We start from the raw sequence: 18966 nt of genomic DNA, 5'->3' as shown, positions 1-18966 counted from the left end.
ACACGAATCCCAAGGTTTGTTGGGGTATACTCGCGCCCCTCTTTTACTCCCCGCCCGTTCCGGAGCCCGCATGACCCAGGATCAACTCAAACAGGCAGTGGCCCAGGCCGCCGTCGATTTAATCCTTCCCAAACTCGACGACAAGAGCATCGTCGGTGTCGGCACCGGTTCCACTGCCAACTGCTTCATCGATGCACTGGCCCAGCACAAGGGCGCGTTCGATGGCGCCGTGGCCAGCTCCGAAGCCACCGCCGCTCGCCTCAAGGGCCATGGCATTCCGGTGTACGAGCTCAACACCGTGAGCGACCTGGAGTTCTACGTCGACGGCGCCGATGAAAGCGACGCGCACCTGAACCTGATCAAGGGCGGCGGTGCGGCCCTGACCCGCGAGAAGATCGTCGCGGCCGTGGCCAAGACCTTCATCTGCATCGCCGACGCCAGCAAGCTGGTGCCGGTACTCGGCGCGTTCCCGCTGCCGGTGGAAGTGATCCCGATGGCCCGCAGCCACGTGGCCCGCGAGCTGGTGAAGCTGGGCGGCGACCCGGTGTACCGCGAAGGCGTGTTGACCGACAACGGCAACATTATCCTCGACGTGTTCAACATGCAGATCACCAACCCGGTGGAGCTGGAGACGCAGATCAATGCAATCGTCGGCGTGGTCACCAATGGCCTGTTCGCCGCGCGCCCAGCCGATGTACTGCTGCTGGGCACTCCCGAAGGCGTGAAAACCCTCAAGGCCTGACGCGTTACTCAATGTGGGAGCGGGCTTGCTCGCGAAAGCGAGGTGTCAGCGAAAGACTCTTCAACTGAACCACCGCTTTCGCGAGCAAGCCCGCTCCCACATTGGTCCTGCGGTACTTCAGGGATGGGTTTTCTTGAACACGTAAAACAGGTTCGGCTCGCTGACCAGGTACAACGTGCCCTCGTCATCCATGGCGATCCCCTCGGCCTGCGGCACCCGCTTCTTCAGGCCATGGCGCCCGTTGAGCAGCGACAGGCTGCTCAGCGGGCGACCGTCGATATCCAGCTCCAACACCAGGAAGGACTCATCCGAGAGCGCCAGCAAGTGACCGCTGCGCTCGTCGTATTGCAGGCTCGACAAGTCGCGCACAAACAGCCCGGCGTCACGCTTGGGGTTGTTGATCACATGCACCGAGTAGGTTTTTTCCGGTTTGAAATGCGGGAAGCCGTGGACCTCATAGATCAGCATCGGGTCGCGCTCCTTGGCCACGAACAGGCGCTTGCCGACAGAATCGTAGGCCAGCCCCTCGAAGCCCTTGTTGCCACCCACATGCAAGCCCAGGGTCATTTGCTCCGCATCGGCGGCGTCGAGGAATTTGGTGTCGTCATCCACATGCACCTTGATCAGGCGCTGCTGGCGCTCGTCGCTGATGACATAGATGTTGTCACTGATGAACTCCACCGCCTCGGCATCGCCAAATCCCACCAGCGGGATACGCCGCAAAATCTTGCCTTGAAGGGACAGCTCGATCAGCTCGGCATTTTTATTGGTGACGGTAAACAGGCTTTTGCGCCGCGGATCGTAGGTGAGGGCCGAGACGTCGTCGTCGAGCCCGTCGATCACCTGGGCTTCCAGGACCACCCGGTAATCGGCCAGGCCGATCGAGCGCTCATCGGTCGGCTGGCGCCAGGCCTGCCAGTTGAACCAGGCGCGCTCGAACAGACGAAAATGCTGCGCAACGGCCCCGGCACTGATCAGGGCGATCAGCGCGAGCACGAAGAATAGAGGTTTGGGACGGGCAAGTCGGCGCATCGGGCGAGCTCAAAGTCAAAAGTGGCGAATGAATATCACGCCTGTCTGAATTTAAACTTAAACGCACCCTGGTGTCTGGCGAATGCCGCTGATAGAGAAATATCCGACGTAATTTGTCTGCTATTTCTGTTTTTCGAAACGATAAAACAGATTTGGCTCACTGACCATGTACAACGTGCCGTCCTCGTCCATGGTCACCCCCTCCGCCCGTGGAATGGTTTTCTTCAGCCCGTTGAAACCGCCGAGCAGGGTCATGAAGCTGACTTGCTCGCCCTTTTCATCCAGCTCCAGCAACAGGTGGGAGTCGGCCGAGAGCACCAGCAAGTGCCCGGTACGCGGGTCGACAGCCAGGGCCGAGAGGTTGCGCATGTCCAACTCTTTACTCGCCAGCTTTTGCTTATCGCCCGTCAGGGTCTGGCTGCCATCGCTTTTCCAGGTGAACAACGCCGGCGGACGCTCTTCGCCCAGGATCAGCTGCTGGTTGCGCTTGTCCCAGGTGATGCCTTCGAAGGCCTTGTTCTGGTCTTTGGACGGGCCGAGGTCGTACGTCGGGAAATCGGCCTTGTTCAATTGCTGGGTGGTCGCGTCGACCTTGACGATGGTGAGCGTGTGCTGGCGCTCATCGACGACCGCCAGCAGGCCATTTTCCATCACTGTCACGCCTTCCGGATTGTCCCAGCCATTGAGCGGCATCTTGCGCAGCACATCGCCCTGCAGGCTCAGCTCGGCGAGGAAGGGGTTCTTGCCCATCACGGAAAACAGGGTTTTGGTCTGTGGGTTGTAGGAGACGTCCGAAGCTTCGTCCTTCTCCATGCCAGGCAACAACTTGCCATCGATCACCGCATGGTAATCCGGCAACCACACACTCTCCTGGCGCTCGGCCGGGGTTTCAAAGCGTTCCAGCACCCACAGCAGGCCGCGATCGTCCCAGTGCATGGCCCAGGAAACGCCGTACACGATCGCCCCTGCCAGGAAAAGCCAGGAATACCAGCGCAAGGCAAAGCGAGAACGCGGCTTGGAAGTAGCAGAGGGCAGAGGCACGGCCATTGAACGCTTTTCCGGAAATTCAGCTTTAGGGATTAGCACAGGATCAACGGGCCCGCGCGCTGGAGGCTGAGGATTATCCGGATGGCGTGTGAAAAAAATGCAAAAACTTGAATTTCAGGCTCCCACACTGTTGACCGCGCCTGGTTAGCGAACGCTGCTTTCGAAGCGGTTCACGCCGGTCAGTTCCAGCACCAGCTCATCACCGACATTCAACGGGCCGACGCCGGCCGGGGTGCCGGTGAGAATCACGTCGCCGGCCTGCAGCGAGAAGCAGCCGGCCATGTGCTGGATCATCGGGATGATCGGGTTGAGCATCTGCGAGCTGTTGCCATCCTGGCGCACTTCGCCATTGATGCTCAGGCGGATGCCGATATCGGTGACGTCCGGGAACGTGCTGCCGACCACAAACGGCGCGATCACCGCCGCGCCGTCGAAGGACTTGGCGATTTCCCACGGCAGGCCCTTGGCTTTCAGCTCGGCCTGCTTGTCGCGCAGGGTCAGGTCCAGGGCCGGGGCGAAGCCGGAAATGGCGTCCAGCACTTCTTCACGGCTGGGCTTGGTCGACAGGGGCTTGCCGATCAGCACCGCGATTTCGGCTTCGTAATGCACCGAACCGCGCTCGGTCGGAATGCTGAAACCGCCATCAAGCGGTACCACGCAGCTGCCCGGCTTGATGAACAGCAGCGGCTCGGTCGGCACCGGGTTGTCCAGTTCCTTGGCATGTTCGGCGTAGTTGCGCCCGATACACACCACTTTACCCACAGGAAAGTGGATGTTGGTGCCGTCGACATACTTGTGCTGGTAGCTCATGGAACGACTCCTTCAGGGCGATTAAACAGCGAAGATCTTGCCGGGGTTCATGATCCCGTTCGGGTCGAACACCGCCTTGACGGCCTTCATGTATTCGATTTCAACCGGCGAACGGCTGTAGGTCAGGTAGTCGCGCTTGGTCATGCCCACGCCATGCTCGGCGGAGATCGAGCCGTTGTACTTCTCGACGGTCTCGAACACCCACTTGTTGACGGTGGCGCACTTGGCGAAGAACTCATCCTTGCTGAGGTTTTCCGGCTTGAGGATGTTCAAGTGCAGGTTGCCGTCGCCGATGTGACCGAACCAGACGATTTCGAAGTCCGGGTAGTGTTCACCGACGATCGCATCAATTTCCTTCAAGAACGCCGGCACTTTGGAGACAGTCACCGAGATATCGTTCTTGTATGGGGTCCAGTGCGAGATCGTCTCGGAGATGTACTCGCGCAGCTTCCACAGGTTGTGCAGCTGGGTTTCGCTCTGGCTCATCACGCCGTCCAGCACCCAGCCCTGCTCGACGCAATGCTCGAAGGTTTCCAGCGCATGGTTGGCGACTTCTTCGGTGGTGGCTTCAAATTCCAGCAACGCGTAGAACGGGCACTCGGTGTCGAACGGCGCCGGCACGTCGCCACGGCCCATGACCTTGGCCAGGGCCTTGTCGGAGAAGAATTCGAAGGCCGTCAGGTCCAGCTTGCTCTGGAACGCATGCAGTACCGGCATGATCGAGTCGAAATCGGTAGTACCGAGCACCATGGCGGTGAGGTTTTTCGGCGCCCGGTCCAGGCGCATGGTGGCTTCGACCACAAAGCCCAGGGTGCCTTCGGCGCCGATGAACAGCTGGCGCATGTCGTAGCCGGTGGCGTTCTTGATCAGGTCGCGGTTCAGCTCCAGTACGTCGCCCTTGCCGGTGACGACTTTCATGCCGGCCACCCAGTTACGGGTCATGCCGTAGCGAATGACCTTGATCCCGCCGGCATTGGTGCCGATATTGCCGCCAATCTGGCTAGAACCGGACGACGCGAAGTCCACCGGGTAGTACAGGCCTTTTTCTTCGGCGGCGTTCTGCAATTGCTTGGTAACCACGCCCGGCTGGCACACGGCGGTGCGGTCGGTGAGGTTGAGGTCGAGGATCTGGTTCATGTAGTCGAACGACACCACCACCTCGCCATTCGCCGCCACGGCAGCGGCCGACAGCCCGGTACGACCACCGGACGGCACCAGCGCGACCTTGTGTGCATTGGCCCAACGAACGATAGCCTGCACCTGCTCGATGGTCTTGGGGAACACGATGGCGGTCGGCGCAGGGGCGAAGTGCTTGGTCCAATCCTTGCCGTAAGCCTCCAGGGAGTCGGCATCGGTCAGCACTTTGCCGGGCTCAACCAGGGTCTTTAGCTCATCAATCAGGGCAGGATGGGTCATCGACAGAACTCTCGAACAATTCATGGTCATCCTGAGAACGCTTCACGTCGCAGGAATGAGTGTTTAGCGGGGCGCGTATGCTAGCATACCGCCCCCGCAGGACAGAGCCCAAGGGCGTTTCTGCGGTGACGGCTTTCCTGCCGTCCGGGTCAGCTTAAGCGATCCGATTCCCTGCCATTTTTCTCCGGGATACAGGTTTACGCAGATGAGCAAGACTTCTCTCGATAAGAGCAAGATCAAGTTCCTTCTTCTGGAAGGCGTCCACCCATCGGCCGTCGACGTTCTGAAGGCCGCCGGGTACTCCAGCATTGAGTACATCACCAGTTCTCTGCCGGAAGCCCAGCTCAAGGAAAAGATCGCCGACGCGCACTTTATCGGCATTCGCTCCCGCACTCAGCTGACCGAAGAGATCTTCGACCACGCCAAGAAACTCGTGGCGGTCGGCTGTTTCTGCATCGGCACCAACCAGGTCGACCTCAATGCAGCGCGCGAGCGCGGCATCGCGGTGTTCAACGCCCCGTACTCCAACACCCGTTCCGTCGCGGAACTGGTGCTGGCCGAGGCGATCCTGCTGTTGCGCGGTATCCCTGAGAAGAACGCTTCCTGCCACCGTGGCGGCTGGATCAAGAGCGCAGCCAACTCCTTCGAAATCCGGGGCAAGAAGCTGGGTATCGTCGGTTACGGCTCAATCGGCACCCAACTGTCGGTCCTGGCTGAAGGCCTGGGCATGCAGGTGTTCTTCTACGACACCCTGACCAAGCTGCCGCTGGGCAACGCCACCCAAGTGGCGAGCCTGACCGAACTGCTGGGCATGTCCGATATCGTCACCCTGCACGTACCGGAAACCGCTGAGACCCAGTGGATGATCGGCGAGAAGGAAATCCGCGCCATCAAGAAAGGCGGCATCCTGATCAACGCTGCACGCGGCACCGTGGTCGAGCTGGACGCCCTGGCCGACGCGATCAAGGACAAGCACCTGATCGGCGCCGCCATCGACGTGTTCCCGGTGGAGCCACGCTCCAACGACGACATCTTCGAAAGCCCGCTGCGTGGCCTGGACAACGTGATCCTGACCCCGCACATCGGCGGTTCCACCGCTGAAGCCCAAGCCAACATCGGCCTGGAAGTGTCGGAGAAGCTGGTCAAGTACAGCGACAACGGTACGTCGGTGTCCTCCGTCAACTTCCCGGAAGTGGCGCTGCCGGCTCACCCTGGCAAGCACCGTCTGCTGCACATCCACCAGAACATCCCTGGCGTGATGATGGAGATCAACAAGGTCTTCGCGGAAAACGGCATCAACATCTCCGGTCAGTTCCTGCAGACCAACGAGAAGGTTGGCTACGTGGTGATCGACGTCGACGCCGAGTACTCGGACCTGGCACAAGAGAAGCTGCAGCACATCAACGGCACGATTCGTAGCCGCGTGTTGTTCTAACGCTGCAAACGCTGCACAAAAAAATGGGAGACCCGCAGGGGTCTCCCATTTTTTTGTCTGAACAAATCTTACTTGACGTTAACCGTGATGACTTTCGACGCTACAGTCGGGTTGAACTGCATGTGCAGTTTGTCGCCAGCTACGAGTTGCAGCGTGTGCTTGCCAGGAGTGAGGGTCAGTTCGGTTTCGGTCTGGGCCTTGCCGTAGTGAATCACGGTGTCGGTGGCGGGGATCGGCACGCTGGCGTCAGGCAGTTCTTTCTGGTCGACCAGCAGATGGTGGTGGCCGGTACCTGGATCCTGGCTGGTAGCCGGAGCCAGTTTCAGACCTTCCATGCCGAATTTTACGGTGAAGGTTTTATCCACGGTGGCGCCGTCTTTTGGCGACACGATAAATACCTTGGCGCCTTCAGGTGGCGCGCTGCGCGGGATACCGTCGGCGGCAGTGGCCAACATCGAAGCACCCAGCAGCAGGCTGGCCAGGGTGGCACGGGACAATAAGGCTTTCATTCGCTTCTCCAGTTTTTCCAGGAAATCTGTTCGGTTATGACAACTTAGCGACAAATTGCTGTCCAAGGCACTCAACACCATAGCAAAGCGATGCCGAACGGCGCCTCGCACATTCGAAATCTCTAGGAGTGACCATGCGCTTTTCGCCTGGCCTGTTACTTTTGCTTCCCCTCATGAGCCCTTTGGCTCACGCCGAACTGGTTGATGATGTGTTTGATCGCGGCGAACTGCGCATCGCGCTCGAAGCCAACACCCCGCCGTTCAACTTCAAGGAAGGCGACAAACTCACCGGCTTCGAAGTGGAACTTGGCGAGCAATTGGCCAAGGAAATGGATGTACGCCCCTCGTTCATCACCACCGATGACACCGACCTGCTGCCAGGCGTGGCAACCGGCAAGTACGACGTGGCCATCAACCATATCGCTATGACTGCCGAGCTGCAGGATCGTTTCGATTTCAGCGAGGCTTACCTCGAAAAGCCGCAGCTGGCGATTCCCTTCCAGAAGGGCAACCCGGCGTTCAAGGCGAGCCTGGACAAGGCGTTGCAGCGCGTGAAGGCCGATGGCCGATTGAATGCGCTGACCCAGAAGTGGCTGGAACCCCAATTGTAGGAGCCGACTTGCTGGCGATAGCAGCCACCTCATCTGCAGCTGATTCACCGCGGTCGCCGGCAAGCCGGGTCCTACAGGTGATTCAGCGCCTGGGCCGCTTCGGGTAGTTCCAGCTCACTGAACACCTGCACTCCATGCTGCCTGAGCAGTGCCGCGGTCACGCCCTCGCCGCTGACTCTCACGCCGGTAAAGCTGCCGTCGTAAGTCAGCAAGTTGCCGCAGGATGGGCTATTGGCCTTGAGGATGGCGATGCGGATGTTGTGGCGCTGCACCAGCGCCAGGGCCTGGCGGGCGCCGTCGAGGAAGGCGGCGCTGAAGTCCTCGCCCTCGGCCGTCAGCACTTGGGCGCGCCCTTCCCACACATCAACGCCCTGCCCACCCGCAATCTCGGCTGCCGGGCGCGGCGTGGGCAGGCCACCCGAGACCTCGGGGCAGATCGCAACCACACGGCCTTCGGCCTGCCATGCCGCCAGTTGGTCGAACGGCCCGCTGGCCCCACCGTCATAGCGCACCTTGTGGCCAAGCAGGCAGCGACTGATCAGAATCTTGTGCATGATTAAAACGGCTCGTTGCCCCGCCGGCGAAACCAGCCGGTGAGGGACAGGCGTTCGCGCGTGGCGGGCATGACTTCGTGGGGCACCTCGCCCGACAGGAACACCACCAGGCAACCGCCGGTGGGCACCACATCGTATTCGACGCCGTCCTTGAGGTACATGCGTAACTGGCCACCGTGCTCGGGCAGCCAGGCGTCGTTCAGGTAGATCACCGCCGAGACCATGCGTCGGTCATCGTCACGGAAACGGTCGAGGTGCTTGAGGTAAAACGCCCCCGGCGGGTACATCGCGAAGTGGCTTTCGAAATCTTCCAGGCCCAGGAACAGGCTGCGGTTCATCGCCAGGCGCAGGCTGTCCATCAACCCCATATAACGGTCGCAGACCGCCGCATCCCCCTCCTCCAACCACTGGATATGATCACCGCGAATGCCCTCGCGAATCTCCTGGGCCGGCCCGCGGCCGACTGCCGCCGGGGCCAATTCACCTTCAGCCGCACGTTTACGGCACTCAGCCGCCAGTTCCAGGGTCAGAGCCTGGGGCAGGAAGCCGTTCTGCTGCGACCAGCCTTTTTCGGCCAGGTCATCAACGATGCGTTGCAGCAGGGGGTGATCGAGGGGTATTTGCATGGCGCGCATAGTATCCATACGCCTGGGAATCCGACAGAGCCGCCGAGCGTCTGAACACACTTTAGTCAGGTGACCGATAGGATTTCTCGACAAATCCTACGCCCGACACGGACAATAGTGGCCGACTGACAGGAGTCCATATGCGTCGTTTGTTTTTTTCCTTGCTGATGTTCTGCGTTTTGCCCGTTTGGGCAGACGGCCATGACCAGTTGTACAAGGTCGCCGGCTGGGCCGAACAACGTGCGCATTTCAATGACGCCCTCAGTGCCGCCCAGCAACGCTACCGCAATAGCCTGCCGCCGGCGGTGTACCAGGCGCTGGTCGACAACAGCAATAAACGCTTTGCCGCCCAGGCCATGGACCAGCGTGCCGAGGCGCAATTGCGCAAGAACCTCGCCGACCCTGCACCTGCCCTGGCGTTTTTCCAATCGCCGCTGGGCCGCAAGATCGTCGCCGCCGAGTTGCTCGCGACCCGCCGCGACCAGTTGGCCAAAAACGCCCAGGGCCTGCCGCACATCGAAGCCGACGCCACTCGCAGCCTGATCATCGGCCACCTGGCGCAAGCCCTGCCGGCACGCGAGGCCGGTGCGGAAGTCAGCCTGGCCATCGCCGGCGTCGCCGCCGACAGCCTGAGCCAGATGATCCCCGGCCTGCTGGGCGGTGGTCAGGCCCAGGGCATGTTGAACGGCCAGCGCGAGCGGCTGATGCAACAGATCGGCAATGACTTGAACAATACGTTGCTGTACGTCTACCGGGACTTGTCCGACCCTGAACTGGAAGAATTCGCCACCTTTGCCGAATCGCCGCAGGGCAAGGCGTATTACCAGGCCGCCCTGGCAGCCATTCGCGCAGGCCTGGCGGTGGGCCAAAGCACTTCCAGCCTGGCCCCCTGATCCTCTGTAGGAGCTGGCTTCAGGTCAGGTGGCGGGTCAGAAAGCTGAAGTACTCCTGGCGAATCTCGGGAATCTCGTTCGCCAGGTGATGCCTGCCACGCGCCAGCATCAATACCTCGGGCTGGTCGAACTTGCCGCGCAGCACCTGCAAGTTGTGCTGCCAGTCCACCGTCATGTCTTCCTCACCCTGCACAATCACCGGTCGCCGTGGGCTGCGCGGCGCGGCTTCGATGCGCTTGATCCAGCGCGCCAGGGCGCCCACCCACGCGGTGGGCAGTTGGCGGGGCTGCAGCGGATCGGCTTCCAGGAACGGCTTGAAGGCCGGGTCATGGGTGTTGTCGCTGAAGCGCCGCGCAATGCCTTTGACGAACGGGCGCAGCAGGTAATAGCTGACCTGCGACCAACCCCACGCACGCGGCCGCACCAGCGGTGACAGCAGGAAGGTCTTGCCCTGCGCCGGGCTGTCGGCGCCGTGGTTGAGCAGGTGATCGACCACCACCGCGCCGCCGGTGCTTTGCCCGAACAAATGCCAGGGCTGCGGCAACTGCAGCGCCCGAGCCTGCTCGAACAGCGCCTGCACTACGTGCTGGTACACCGCGAAATCATCGATGCTGGCGCGCGCGCCACTGGATAACCCATGGCCCGGCAAGTCGCAGGCGATGACCACAAAGCCTTGGTCCAACGCCCACTCCACCACATGGCGATACAGGCCCATATGGTCGTAGAACCCGTGGAACATGAACATCGTCGCCACCGGCTGCGGCGGCCACCACACCTGCGCGACCACCGCAAACCCATCGACCTCGAAACGACCCAGCCGGCTTACCGCCGGCACTTTGCGCGCCGCCAGGTCCAGGCCGTAGAAGCGCTGGTAGACCCGCGCCTCGGCGCTGAGCGGTTGCGCATCCACCAGGGGCCGCAAGCTTTCGCGCAGATGATCAGGGTCAAAGGTAACGGGCATAAAGGGTTCCAGACTGACAGCGAAGATGAATATCGAGCTGCGATATTCATCTGTCAGGACAAGCATGGCAAGCTACGCGACCTGCGAGGATAGATCTGAATGCGACAGCCTTACCGTACCGCCCTGTTCGCCAGCCTGATCCTGATCATCTGCGCCGGTGTGCTGTGGGCGGCCTATGACTGGTTCCAGGGCCGCTACCTGCGCGCGTTCAGCGAACACACGGCGGTGTTCTCCGGCGACGCCCTGCGCCTGCCCGCCGAACTCGCCGGCACGGGCCCGATCCGCCTGGTGCACTTCTGGGACCCGGCCTGCCCCTGCAACGTCGGCAACCAGCAGCACCTGGGCGAATTGATCGAGCAGTACGCGCCCCAGGGCGTGGAATTCTATGCCCTGCAAAAACCTGGCAGCCACGGCCGGTTGCCCGACAACCTGCGCAAGATGAAAACCCTGACCGCCCTGCCCGGTGCCGACCAGGTACCGGCCAGCCCTGCGGTGGGCATTTGGGATCGCACCGGCAAGCTTGCGTATTTCGGCCCCTACAGCGAGGGGCTCACGTGCAATTCGAGCAACAGCTTCATCGAGCCGATCCTGAAGGCCCTGGACAGCGGACGTGAAGTGAATGCCACGCACACCCTGGCGGTGGGCTGCTATTGCGCATGGAGCAAAGCGCCAAACTGAACGCAGGCTGTTCAACGGGCAAACTCCAATCACCCGGTCAACCGGCTGCTGTATCGTACGTTTTCGCAGAGAGTGTAAGCGTAGGAATACATGAGCCAGTTAACCATCATCCTCTGGATGCTGAACGTTATCGTCGACACCTCCGGCCAGCTGGCCTTCAAGGCCGCCGCGTCGGCCAGTGCCGAGCATGACGGTATCGCCCACTGGAAACACATGCTCAAGCGCCCGTGGATCTGGCTGGGCGTGATCTGCTACGTCTTCGAATTCGTATTGTGGCTGGCGTTCCTGACGCTGGTGCCGTTGTCGGTCGGGGTGATGCTGGGCTCGATCAACATCGTCGTGATCATGATTGCCGGCCGTTTCCTGTTCAAGGAGAGCCTGAGCAAATGGCGGTTGATCGGCATCATGCTGATCGCCTGTGGCGTGACCGTCGTGGGGTTTGAATGATGAAGCGCTTCTATATCCTCGGTTTCCTCGCGCTGATCGTTTTCGACACATTGGCGCAGGTGAGCTTCAAATTCGCCTCGGTGCACGCCGAGCCGCTGACGATGGACGCCGCGTGGCTGGTGCGCGTGTTTGGCGCACCGTGGATCTACGGCGCGTTCGTCGGCTACATCGGCGCGTTCTTCACCTGGATGACCTTGCTCAAGTACGCCCCGGTGGGCCCGGCGTTCGCGGCGTCTCACCTGGAGCTGATCAGTGTGACGCTGATCTCCGTGTGGCTGTTCGACGACACCCTGACCCTGCCGAAAATCGTCGGCGGCGCGCTGATTATTGCCGGGATCCTGTGCCTGGCGCGTAGCGAAGACAAAGACAGTCAACAGGTCGAGGTCGAGCCGTCGCAGGCCCCCGCCTCATGACCCGCCGGTGGGAAATCCCACCCACCGCAGGCCTGCCCTTGCGCTGGCGGGATTTGCTCAACCTCTCGGGCGACCTGGCCCCGGCGCTGGCCCGTCAATTCTCGCTGCCACTCCCCGCCCTGACCTGCTCCGGCACCGCAGCACTGATTATCGCCCTGCGCGTCTTGCAGCAACGCATGCCCGGCCGCACCCGGCTCATCGTGCCGGCCTACACCTGCCCGCTGGTGGCGCTGGCCGCCCACTACTGTCCGCCGCTGCGCGTCGTACCCTGTGATTTGCAGCCCGACAGCATCGACCTGGACGAGCGCCAACTGGCACAGCTGTGCGATGAAAGCACCTTGGCCGTGGTGGTCACCCACCTGGCCGGGCGCGTGGCAGATGTCGACGCGGCCAAACGCATTGCCGGCGCGGTCGGCGCGGCGATCATTGAAGACGCCGCGCAAGCCATGGGCGCACTCGACGATGGCCGCAGCGTCGGGCTCAAGGGCGATGTGGGGTTTTTCAGCATGGCGCTGGGCAAGGGGCTGACCACGGCCGAAGGCGGCGTGCTGTTCAGTCGCGACCCGGTGCTGCATCAGGCGCTGCACCGCCACTGCCGGCAGGACCTGCCCTTCAGCCTGCGCTGGGAGCTGCAACGCAGCGCCGAACTGTGGGGCTACGCCCTGCTCTATCAACCACGCGGCCTGCATTACGTGTATGGCAACGCGTTGCGCAAGGCGCTGGCCAATGGGGATGAAGTGGCCGCAGTCGGCGATGACTTTTCGGTCTACGACATCCCGCTGCACCGCCTGGGCGGCTATCGCCAGAAGGTCGGCGCGGCGGCACTGGCTCGCTTGCCGGACCACCTGCAACAAGGCCGCGCCCGCGCTTTGCGCCGTGCAGCGTGCTTGAACACCTTGCCCGGCGTCACGGTGATCACGGACAGGCCAGGGCAGCAAGGCACCTGGCCGTTCCTGATGGTGGTGATGCCCTCCGCAGACGCCCGCGATGCGGCCATGGCCCGGCTGTGGACCTCAGGCTTGGGCGTGACCCGCCTGTTTATCCACACCTTGCCGGGCTACGCCGAGGTGCTGCCACTCTTGCAGCCGGGTGGCGATATCACCCGAGCCCAGGCCTTCGCTGCCCGCACGCTGTCGATCAGCAACAGCCATTGGCTGAGCGATGCGCTGTTCGAGCAGATAGTCGACCAACTCAAGGTTATCGTCGCCAGGCCTGATTGATGTGCGCCACCAGGCGACTGTTCAGCGCGTTCTGCTGCTGTTGCCAGATCTGCACCTGCGCCTCAGGCAAGGCTTCCTGGCCGTCGGACGCACTCAGCCAGCGCTTGAATCGGCTTTCATAGTGGTAGGCCGACACATCGCCGGTGATGTCTGCACCGATGACCTGGCCCTGGCAGGCGCTGATCAGGTCGGTCAAATGGTGCTCCAGAAACTCACCCTGATCCCAGTTGGTGTTCACCACCTGCGGGCTCAGCACGTCTTTATCGATGGACAGGTACACCGGCAGCGAGCGGTCAAACTGCGCCAGGAACGCACGCATCAGCTCATCCGGGTTGCCGAAGGCGCGATTGCTGCGACCGGCGCCGATCCAGTTCATCCAACGGGTATCGACGTTGACGTTCCAGTAGGTCAACTTGCGCTTGAGCAGCGGCGACCAGTGATTTTCCCAGGCATGGCCCAGGCCGATGTCCTGCGAACCAATGCCGAGTACATGCACATGCTCGACCTGGGGCAAACGGCTGGCCCAGTAGACCCATGAGCCGCAGTGGATACCGAACGGGTAGCGCATGTTGTCCGGGTGATTGTCACAAATGATCAGCTGGAATTTCTGCTGCGTCGGCAGGCGGTTCAGCAACAGTTGGCTGAGGTGGTGATAGTCGCCGCTGCCGGTGAACACACAGCCGTAATCGCTGGGCATCTGCGCGCCCAAGGCCGTTTCCAGCGCATTGAATTGCGCCCAGCGACAGCCAAAACGGATCTTTTCCTGCCAGTCCTGCAGCGCCAGCGTGATGGCGCCGGGAATATCACTGACGGCGCCATCGAAGTCCAGAATCAGCGGGGCTCGGTCCAGGTTCATTCGGTTTTCTCCTGGTGCCACTGCCCCTCGCCTTCAAAGTGATGGCGCAATCGCTTGCCGAGCGTGCGCAACAGTGGGTTGCGTATCCACACCAGGTGGCGGGTCAAGGTGAAGTCCGCGCCGAGGCTGGCCTTGACCTGCGGGTCGGTCCAGCCCGCCACATAAAACTTCAGGCCATTGGCCACGGCGTACTCCAGGTTCACGAACCAGCTGACGAAGTACAGGTTGAACTCCAGCGCCTGCGGGTAGTTGAGGCCAATGTACTTGTCGAGCAGCTTGTCGCCCTCCACGTAGCACAGGTTGTAGCCGATCAGTTCATCGCAGTGCCAATAGCAGAACACGCGCCCGTTGCTGTCGGCGTCCCTCAGCAGGCTGCTGAAGAACTCAGGGGTGAGCAGGTCGAAATGGATCTCGCTCTGGTCGTACACCGCCCGGTACAGCCCATACAAATGCGCCAGCCAGGCTTCATCGTTGAAGCGCGCATCGCCGGTGTCGAGGATCTCCACGCGCAACGCCTCACGACTGCGCAGCTTGCGTCGGATATTGCGACGACGGCTGTGGGACAAACGCGCCAGGTACTCATCAATCGTGGTGAAGTTGATCGGTACATACGCCAGCGCCTGGCCCTCGAGGCTGATAAAGCCACGTCGGGCGCAGTCATCGATCAGCGCTTGCGCGTAGCGGTTGTCCGCCTCGCTGAGCAGTGGGGAGTTGCACGGCACGTCTTTGACGATGGTGAGTTTGCGCTGCGGCGCACACTCATGTTGCAGCCACTGCGCGAGGTCCTCGGGCGCCACCCCCTGGGGCAGCGGTGAGTATTCACTGACGGTGGTACCCACGAAGCAGCTGTCGATTCGCAGCCAGCGGTTCCAGAAGCGATAGCCGGGCCAACCGCGCACACGCTTGACGAACGCATCGTCGGCGGTGGTCAACAGGTCGAACGGGGTAAAGAAATAGGGCAGGCCCTGGTCCGATAGCCGTGCATCAAAACCCACCGGCGGGTGCTGCAAAAAGCGCCCGATCAGTGACTGCGCTTCCAGGCTGCACGCGTAGGCAACCTGGGGACGGCTGGAGTCGGGCATCGGTTGCATGGCGCAAGTCATGGCAAAAAGCTCAAAGATGACAGGTGCAATAATAGCCGCTTCGGGGTGTTCCCCACTTGAACCTCGGCTGTCGGCGAGACGCATCAAGATGCAATACCAGCATTTCCCGCAGTGTCCACCAAACCGATTAGACTCCCTTGACCTTCAAGGTGAATGACTCAAGGACCGTCCATGAAACGCAGCCTGACCGTGCTCGCTATCCTGATTGCCGCCCTCCTGGCCGGCGCCGGCTGGTATGTCTACAGCAAGCAGCCGACCCGCCAGGGCACCGAAACACTGGCGAACCTGCAAGGCACGGTCACCGTGCGCTACGACGACCGTGGCGTGCCACACATTCGCGCCGAGAACGAGACCGACCTGTACCGCGCCCTCGGCTACGTGCATGCCCAGAACCGTCTGTTCCAGATGGAAATCATGCGACGCCTGGCGCGCGGCGAGCTGGCCGAGGTGCTCGGCCCCAAGGTGCTGGAGACCGACAAGCTGTTTCGCAGCCTGCGCATTCGCGACCGTGCTGCCACCTACGTGGCGCAGCTGGACCATGAGTCGGCGCACTGGAAGGCACTGCAAGCCTATCTGGACGGCATCAACCAGTATCAGGACAGCCACGCCAGTCCGATGGAATTCGACGTGCTGGGCATCCCCAAGCGGCCGTTCACCGCGGAAGACACCATCAGCGTCGCCGGGTACATGGCCTACAGCTTTGCCGCTGCCTTTCGTACCGAGCCCTTGCTGACTTACGTACGCGACCAGTTGGGCAGCGACTACCTCAAGGTCTTCGACCTGGACTGGCAACCCAAGGGTGCGCTCAACCTGGCCGACAGCGACTGGAAGACCCTCGGCGCCCTCGCCTCCCTGAGCGAGCAGGCCCTGGCGGACAATGGCCTGCCGCAATTCGAAGGCAGCAACGCCTGGGCCATCAGCGGCAGCCGCACCAAGAGCGGCAAACCGCTGCTGGCGGGTGACCCGCATATCCGCTTCTCGGTGCCGTCGGTGTGGTACGAGGCGCAACTCTCCGCGCCGGGCTTCGAGTTGTACGGTTATCACAACGCGCTGGTGCCGGTGGCCTTCCTGGGGCACAACCTGGACTTCGGCTGGAGCCTGACCATGTTCCAGAACGATGACCTCGACCTGATCGCCGAGAAGGTCAACCCGGACAACGCCAACCAGGTCTGGTACCACGGCCAGTGGGTCGACATGACCCACAGTGAGCAACAGATCGCCGTAAAGGGCCAGGCGCCCGTGACACTGACGCTGCGCCAGTCGCCCCACGGCCCGATCATCAATGACGTGCTTGGCGAGAACGGCGGCAACACGCCGATCGCCATGTGGTGGGCGTTCCTCGATACCCAGAACCCGATCCTCGAAGGCTTCTACCAGCTCAACCGCGCCGACACCCTGGCCAAGGCGCGCGCGGCGGCGGCCAAGGTCTCGGCGCCGGGGCTGAATATCGTGTGGGCAAATGCCAAGGGTGATATCGGCTGGTGGGCGGCGGCGCAATTGCCGATTCGCCCGGCCGGGGTCAATCCTGGGTTTATCCTCGACGGCAGCACGGCACAGGCCGACAAGCTGTGGTTCTACCCCTTCAGCGCCAACCCCCAGGAAGAAAACCCGGCGCGCGGTTATGTGGTGTCCGCCAACGCCCAGCCGGTATCGCCCACCGGCATGGAGATCGCCGGTTATTACAACCTCGCCGACCGTGGCCAGCAGTTGAACACGCAGTTGAGCGACAAGAGCGTGAAGTGGGACGTGAACAACAGCCAGGCCTTGCAGCTCGGCACCACCACCGCCTTCGGCCCACGCCTGTTGGCACCGCTGCTGCCGGTACTGCGTGAAGTGGTCAAGGATCCGGCGCAGCTGAAACTGGTGGAGCAGTTGGCCACGTGGAAAGGCGATTACCCGCTGGACTCCACCAGTGCCACCCTGTTCAACCAGTTCCTGTTCAACCTGGCCGACGCCACCTTCCACCCGAAACTGGGCGATGGCATGTTCAAGACCCTGCTCGGCACCCGCGTGATCGACGCCGCCTTGCCTCGCCTCGCGGCCAGTGCCGACTCGCCGTGGTGGGACGGCAAGCGCGCCGACACGGTCAAGCTCGCCTGGGACAACAGCCTCGCGCACCTCAAGGCGACCTTCGGCGATGACCCGAGCCAGTGGCAGTGGGGCAAGGCGCACACCCTCACCCATGGCCACCCGCTGGGCTCGCAGAAGCCGTTGGACCTGATCGTCAACGTCGGCCCCTTCCCGGCACCCGGCACCCACGAAGTGCCGAACAACCAGTCGGCGAACATCGGCCCGGCGCCGTGGCCAGTCACGTACGGCCCGTCGACCCGTCGCCTGATCGACTTCGCCGACGTGGCCCACGCCCTCACCATCAACCCGGTCGGGCAAAGCGGCGTGCCGTTCGACAAGCACTACGGCGACCAGGCAGAAACCTACATCGAAGGGGGCTACGAGCAGGCGCATTTCAGTGACGAGGAAGTCACCGCGAATACGCGCGGCACGTTGAAGCTGCTCCCAGCCAGATAACCGCGATCACTGTGGGAGCTGGCTTGCCTGCGATTGCATCACCTCGGTTTCAGCGAGGGACCGAGGTGCCTGTATCGCAGGCAAGCCAGCTCCCACAGGTCGACCCACGCTCAACCCCCTCAAACCGGCGCCGCAAAGTTGAGCCGGAACTGTTGCGGCGTCACGCCCAGCCGGCGGTTGAACACACTGCGCATGTGCTGCGCGTCGCGAAACCCGCATTGGTAGGCGACCGTCTTCAACGGCGCCGGGCTGCTTTCAAGCATCACCCGCGCCGCATCCACCCGCGCCCGCTCGACAAACTCCGCCGGAGTGATCCGCGCTTCACGGGCGAACACCCGTGAGAAATTGCGCGCGCTCATGTTGGCAGCCTTGGCCAGGTCGGCGATGCCCAGGTCTCCGGTCAGGTTGGCCAGCACGTACAGCTGCACCAGCGCCACCGCCGAGGTACTTTCAGCGTGAGGCGTCAGGAACGGGCTGAACTGCGACTGCCCGCCAGAACGCTGGGTGAACACCACCAGGCGCTTGGCCACACTCAAGGCCACCTCCGGGCCGTGGTCCTGGGCCAGCAGGTACAACGACAAATCGATACCCGCCGTGACCCCGGCCGAGGTGTAGAGGTTGCCATCCTGCACATACAGCCGATCGGCCTCGACCTGGGCCGAGGGGCACAACCGCGCCAGGTCGGCGGCATCATTCCAGTGGGTGGTGACGGTCTTGCCCTCCAGCAATCCGGCGCGGGCCAGCATGAACGCACCATTGCAGATCGAACCGTAGCGTTGCGCCCGGCCAGCGGCGGCGCGCAGCCAATCATCGAACGCCGGGCCGAAATCCTCGAACGGCAATTGCGGGCCACCGGCTACCAGCAGCAGGTCATAGGCCTGCAGCGCCTCGCTGTAATGCCGGTGGGCCTGCAAAGAGAGGCCGTTGGAGGCGGCCATCATGCCGTGGCCAAAACCGATGACTTCCAGTTGGTAGTGATCCGGCGGCGCCAGAAAACGGTTGGCCTCGCAGAACACATCCATGGGGCCGGTCACGTCCAGAGACTGGACGCCGGGGAAGATCAGGATGGCGACGGTTTTGCCCATGG

General features: G+C 62.2%; 20 protein-coding genes. 9 read left to right on the top strand and 11 right to left on the bottom strand.

Features of this window, described 5'->3' with window-relative positions:
* The first annotated feature begins 70 nt into the window (after positions 1-70).
* Positions 71-742, top strand: a complete 672-nt coding sequence (gene rpiA, locus AC07OJ_RS13165) for a ribose-5-phosphate isomerase RpiA (protein WP_065902245.1) — start codon at positions 71-73, stop codon at positions 740-742.
* A gap of 117 nt (positions 743-859) precedes the next feature.
* On the opposite strand, the gene AC07OJ_RS13160 is transcribed toward rpiA, so the two are convergent.
* From AC07OJ_RS13160 to AC07OJ_RS13145, 4 genes are all read right to left on the bottom strand, one after another.
* Positions 860-1774: an SdiA-regulated domain-containing protein gene (locus AC07OJ_RS13160; protein WP_495094629.1), complete on the bottom strand. Its 915-nt coding sequence runs from the start codon at positions 1772-1774 to the stop codon at positions 860-862.
* A 120-nt stretch (positions 1775-1894) separates the two neighbouring features.
* On the bottom strand, positions 1895-2821 hold the full coding sequence (locus tag AC07OJ_RS13155; RefSeq protein WP_213551259.1) for an SdiA-regulated domain-containing protein: 927 nt from the start codon (positions 2819-2821) through the stop codon (positions 1895-1897).
* A gap of 144 nt (positions 2822-2965) precedes the next feature.
* Positions 2966-3631, bottom strand: coding sequence for a fumarylacetoacetate hydrolase family protein (locus tag AC07OJ_RS13150; RefSeq protein WP_495094628.1), 666 nt, complete (start codon positions 3629-3631; stop codon positions 2966-2968).
* A gap of 21 nt (positions 3632-3652) precedes the next feature.
* Entirely contained in the window at positions 3653-5047 is a 1395-nt protein-coding gene (locus AC07OJ_RS13145) for an FAD-binding oxidoreductase (protein WP_065902256.1), read from the bottom strand.
* Between the two features lie 205 nt (positions 5048-5252).
* On the opposite strand from AC07OJ_RS13145, the gene serA reads away from it, so the two are divergent.
* Positions 5253-6482, top strand: a complete 1230-nt coding sequence (gene serA, locus AC07OJ_RS13140; protein WP_065902258.1) for a phosphoglycerate dehydrogenase — start codon at positions 5253-5255, stop codon at positions 6480-6482.
* Positions 6483-6550: 68 nt separating this feature from the next.
* Here serA and AC07OJ_RS13135 read toward each other — a convergent pair whose 3' ends face one another.
* Positions 6551-6991 (bottom strand): DUF4399 domain-containing protein, encoded by a 441-nt coding sequence (locus AC07OJ_RS13135; protein ID WP_065902261.1) that lies wholly within the window; start codon positions 6989-6991, stop codon positions 6551-6553.
* A gap of 134 nt (positions 6992-7125) precedes the next feature.
* Here AC07OJ_RS13135 and AC07OJ_RS13130 point away from each other — a divergent pair, with 134 nt between their 5' ends.
* Positions 7126-7602: a transporter substrate-binding domain-containing protein gene (locus tag AC07OJ_RS13130; RefSeq protein WP_065902263.1), complete on the top strand. Its 477-nt coding sequence runs from the start codon at positions 7126-7128 to the stop codon at positions 7600-7602.
* Between the two features lie 71 nt (positions 7603-7673).
* Here the strand turns inward: AC07OJ_RS13130 and AC07OJ_RS13125 are convergent, their stop codons facing one another.
* Both AC07OJ_RS13125 and AC07OJ_RS13120 read right to left on the bottom strand, forming a co-directional pair.
* A complete protein-coding gene (locus AC07OJ_RS13125; RefSeq protein ID WP_495094627.1) occupies positions 7674-8156 on the bottom strand; it encodes a 2-thiouracil desulfurase family protein in 483 nt (160 codons plus the stop codon).
* A 2-nt stretch (positions 8157-8158) separates the two neighbouring features.
* On the bottom strand, positions 8159-8791 hold the full coding sequence (locus tag AC07OJ_RS13120; RefSeq protein WP_065902265.1) for a 2OG-Fe(II) oxygenase: 633 nt from the start codon (positions 8789-8791) through the stop codon (positions 8159-8161).
* 131 nt (positions 8792-8922) lie between these two features.
* Here AC07OJ_RS13120 and AC07OJ_RS13115 point away from each other — a divergent pair, with 131 nt between their 5' ends.
* Entirely contained in the window at positions 8923-9675 is a 753-nt protein-coding gene (locus AC07OJ_RS13115; protein WP_495094626.1) for a DUF2059 domain-containing protein, read from the top strand.
* 19 nt (positions 9676-9694) lie between these two features.
* Here AC07OJ_RS13115 and bipL read toward each other — a convergent pair whose 3' ends face one another.
* The gene (bipL, locus tag AC07OJ_RS13110) at positions 9695-10636 is read right to left on the bottom strand and encodes a phospholipase BipL (protein ID WP_315417722.1); all 942 of its coding nucleotides are present in this window, start codon (positions 10634-10636) and stop codon (positions 9695-9697) included.
* Between the two features lie 99 nt (positions 10637-10735).
* Here bipL and AC07OJ_RS13105 point away from each other — a divergent pair, with 99 nt between their 5' ends.
* The 4 genes from AC07OJ_RS13105 (at position 10736) to AC07OJ_RS13090 (ending at position 13394) form a co-directional block, all read left to right on the top strand.
* Positions 10736-11314, top strand: coding sequence for a DUF6436 domain-containing protein (locus AC07OJ_RS13105; RefSeq protein WP_201146087.1), 579 nt, complete (start codon positions 10736-10738; stop codon positions 11312-11314).
* 90 nt (positions 11315-11404) lie between these two features.
* Positions 11405-11761, top strand: coding sequence for an EamA family transporter (locus AC07OJ_RS13100; protein ID WP_065902270.1), 357 nt, complete (start codon positions 11405-11407; stop codon positions 11759-11761).
* Complete coding sequence (locus AC07OJ_RS13095; RefSeq protein ID WP_065902272.1) at positions 11761-12174, top strand: DMT family transporter; 414 nt, start codon at positions 11761-11763, stop codon at positions 12172-12174. The genes AC07OJ_RS13100 and AC07OJ_RS13095 overlap by 1 nt, the downstream gene beginning before the upstream one ends.
* Positions 12171-13394, top strand: a complete 1224-nt coding sequence (locus AC07OJ_RS13090) for a DegT/DnrJ/EryC1/StrS family aminotransferase (RefSeq protein WP_495094625.1) — start codon at positions 12171-12173, stop codon at positions 13392-13394. The genes AC07OJ_RS13095 and AC07OJ_RS13090 overlap by 4 nt, the downstream gene beginning before the upstream one ends.
* Here the strand turns inward: AC07OJ_RS13090 and AC07OJ_RS13085 are convergent.
* Both AC07OJ_RS13085 and AC07OJ_RS13080 read right to left on the bottom strand, forming a co-directional pair.
* Positions 13372-14250 (bottom strand): hypothetical protein, encoded by an 879-nt coding sequence (locus AC07OJ_RS13085; RefSeq protein WP_495094624.1) that lies wholly within the window; start codon positions 14248-14250, stop codon positions 13372-13374. The genes AC07OJ_RS13090 and AC07OJ_RS13085 overlap by 23 nt on opposite strands.
* On the bottom strand, positions 14247-15353 hold the full coding sequence (locus tag AC07OJ_RS13080) for a GNAT family N-acetyltransferase (RefSeq protein WP_083221347.1): 1107 nt from the start codon (positions 15351-15353) through the stop codon (positions 14247-14249). Before AC07OJ_RS13080 ends, AC07OJ_RS13085 begins: the two co-directional genes overlap by 4 nt.
* A gap of 171 nt (positions 15354-15524) precedes the next feature.
* On the opposite strand from AC07OJ_RS13080, the gene AC07OJ_RS13075 reads away from it, so the two are divergent.
* Positions 15525-17879: a penicillin acylase family protein gene (locus tag AC07OJ_RS13075; protein ID WP_495094623.1), complete on the top strand. Its 2355-nt coding sequence runs from the start codon at positions 15525-15527 to the stop codon at positions 17877-17879.
* Positions 17880-17998: 119 nt separating this feature from the next.
* Here AC07OJ_RS13075 and AC07OJ_RS13070 read toward each other — a convergent pair whose 3' ends face one another.
* A complete protein-coding gene (locus AC07OJ_RS13070; RefSeq protein ID WP_065902281.1) occupies positions 17999-18964 on the bottom strand; it encodes a GlxA family transcriptional regulator in 966 nt (321 codons plus the stop codon).
* Positions 18965-18966 lie beyond the last annotated feature (2 nt).

The sequence above is a fragment of the Pseudomonas sp. GW821-FHT09C08 genome, from assembly GCF_059418125.1.
Note: the sequence above shows the minus strand (reverse complement) of the source record. Positions and strands in the feature narration are given on the sequence as shown.

Excerpts from the sequence above, each read along its gene's own strand:
- AC07OJ_RS13160 (WP_495094629.1), bottom strand. The coding sequence starts at position 1,774 with ATGCGCCGACTTGCCCGTCCCAAACCTCTATTCTTCGTGCTCGCGCTG.
- AC07OJ_RS13105 (WP_201146087.1), top strand. The coding sequence starts at position 10,736 with ATGCGACAGCCTTACCGTACCGCCCTGTTCGCCAGCCTGATCCTGATC.
- AC07OJ_RS13145 (WP_065902256.1), bottom strand. The coding sequence starts at position 5,047 with ATGACCCATCCTGCCCTGATTGATGAGCTAAAGACCCTGGTTGAGCCC.
- serA (WP_065902258.1), top strand. The coding sequence starts at position 5,253 with ATGAGCAAGACTTCTCTCGATAAGAGCAAGATCAAGTTCCTTCTTCTG.
- AC07OJ_RS13150 (WP_495094628.1), bottom strand. The coding sequence starts at position 3,631 with ATGAGCTACCAGCACAAGTATGTCGACGGCACCAACATCCACTTTCCT.
- AC07OJ_RS13080 (WP_083221347.1), bottom strand. The coding sequence starts at position 15,353 with ATGACTTGCGCCATGCAACCGATGCCCGACTCCAGCCGTCCCCAGGTT.
- AC07OJ_RS13070 (WP_065902281.1), bottom strand. The coding sequence starts at position 18,964 with ATGGGCAAAACCGTCGCCATCCTGATCTTCCCCGGCGTCCAGTCTCTG.
- AC07OJ_RS13125 (WP_495094627.1), bottom strand. The coding sequence starts at position 8,156 with ATGCACAAGATTCTGATCAGTCGCTGCCTGCTTGGCCACAAGGTGCGC.
- AC07OJ_RS13090 (WP_495094625.1), top strand. The coding sequence starts at position 12,171 with ATGACCCGCCGGTGGGAAATCCCACCCACCGCAGGCCTGCCCTTGCGC.
- rpiA (WP_065902245.1), top strand. The coding sequence starts at position 71 with ATGACCCAGGATCAACTCAAACAGGCAGTGGCCCAGGCCGCCGTCGAT.
- AC07OJ_RS13095 (WP_065902272.1), top strand. The coding sequence starts at position 11,761 with ATGAAGCGCTTCTATATCCTCGGTTTCCTCGCGCTGATCGTTTTCGAC.
- AC07OJ_RS13155 (WP_213551259.1), bottom strand. The coding sequence starts at position 2,821 with ATGGCCGTGCCTCTGCCCTCTGCTACTTCCAAGCCGCGTTCTCGCTTT.
- AC07OJ_RS13100 (WP_065902270.1), top strand. The coding sequence starts at position 11,405 with ATGAGCCAGTTAACCATCATCCTCTGGATGCTGAACGTTATCGTCGAC.
- bipL (WP_315417722.1), bottom strand. The coding sequence starts at position 10,636 with ATGCCCGTTACCTTTGACCCTGATCATCTGCGCGAAAGCTTGCGGCCC.
- AC07OJ_RS13120 (WP_065902265.1), bottom strand. The coding sequence starts at position 8,791 with ATGCGCGCCATGCAAATACCCCTCGATCACCCCCTGCTGCAACGCATC.
- AC07OJ_RS13085 (WP_495094624.1), bottom strand. The coding sequence starts at position 14,250 with ATGAACCTGGACCGAGCCCCGCTGATTCTGGACTTCGATGGCGCCGTC.
- AC07OJ_RS13075 (WP_495094623.1), top strand. The coding sequence starts at position 15,525 with ATGAAACGCAGCCTGACCGTGCTCGCTATCCTGATTGCCGCCCTCCTG.
- AC07OJ_RS13130 (WP_065902263.1), top strand. The coding sequence starts at position 7,126 with ATGCGCTTTTCGCCTGGCCTGTTACTTTTGCTTCCCCTCATGAGCCCT.
- AC07OJ_RS13115 (WP_495094626.1), top strand. The coding sequence starts at position 8,923 with ATGCGTCGTTTGTTTTTTTCCTTGCTGATGTTCTGCGTTTTGCCCGTT.
- AC07OJ_RS13135 (WP_065902261.1), bottom strand. The coding sequence starts at position 6,991 with ATGAAAGCCTTATTGTCCCGTGCCACCCTGGCCAGCCTGCTGCTGGGT.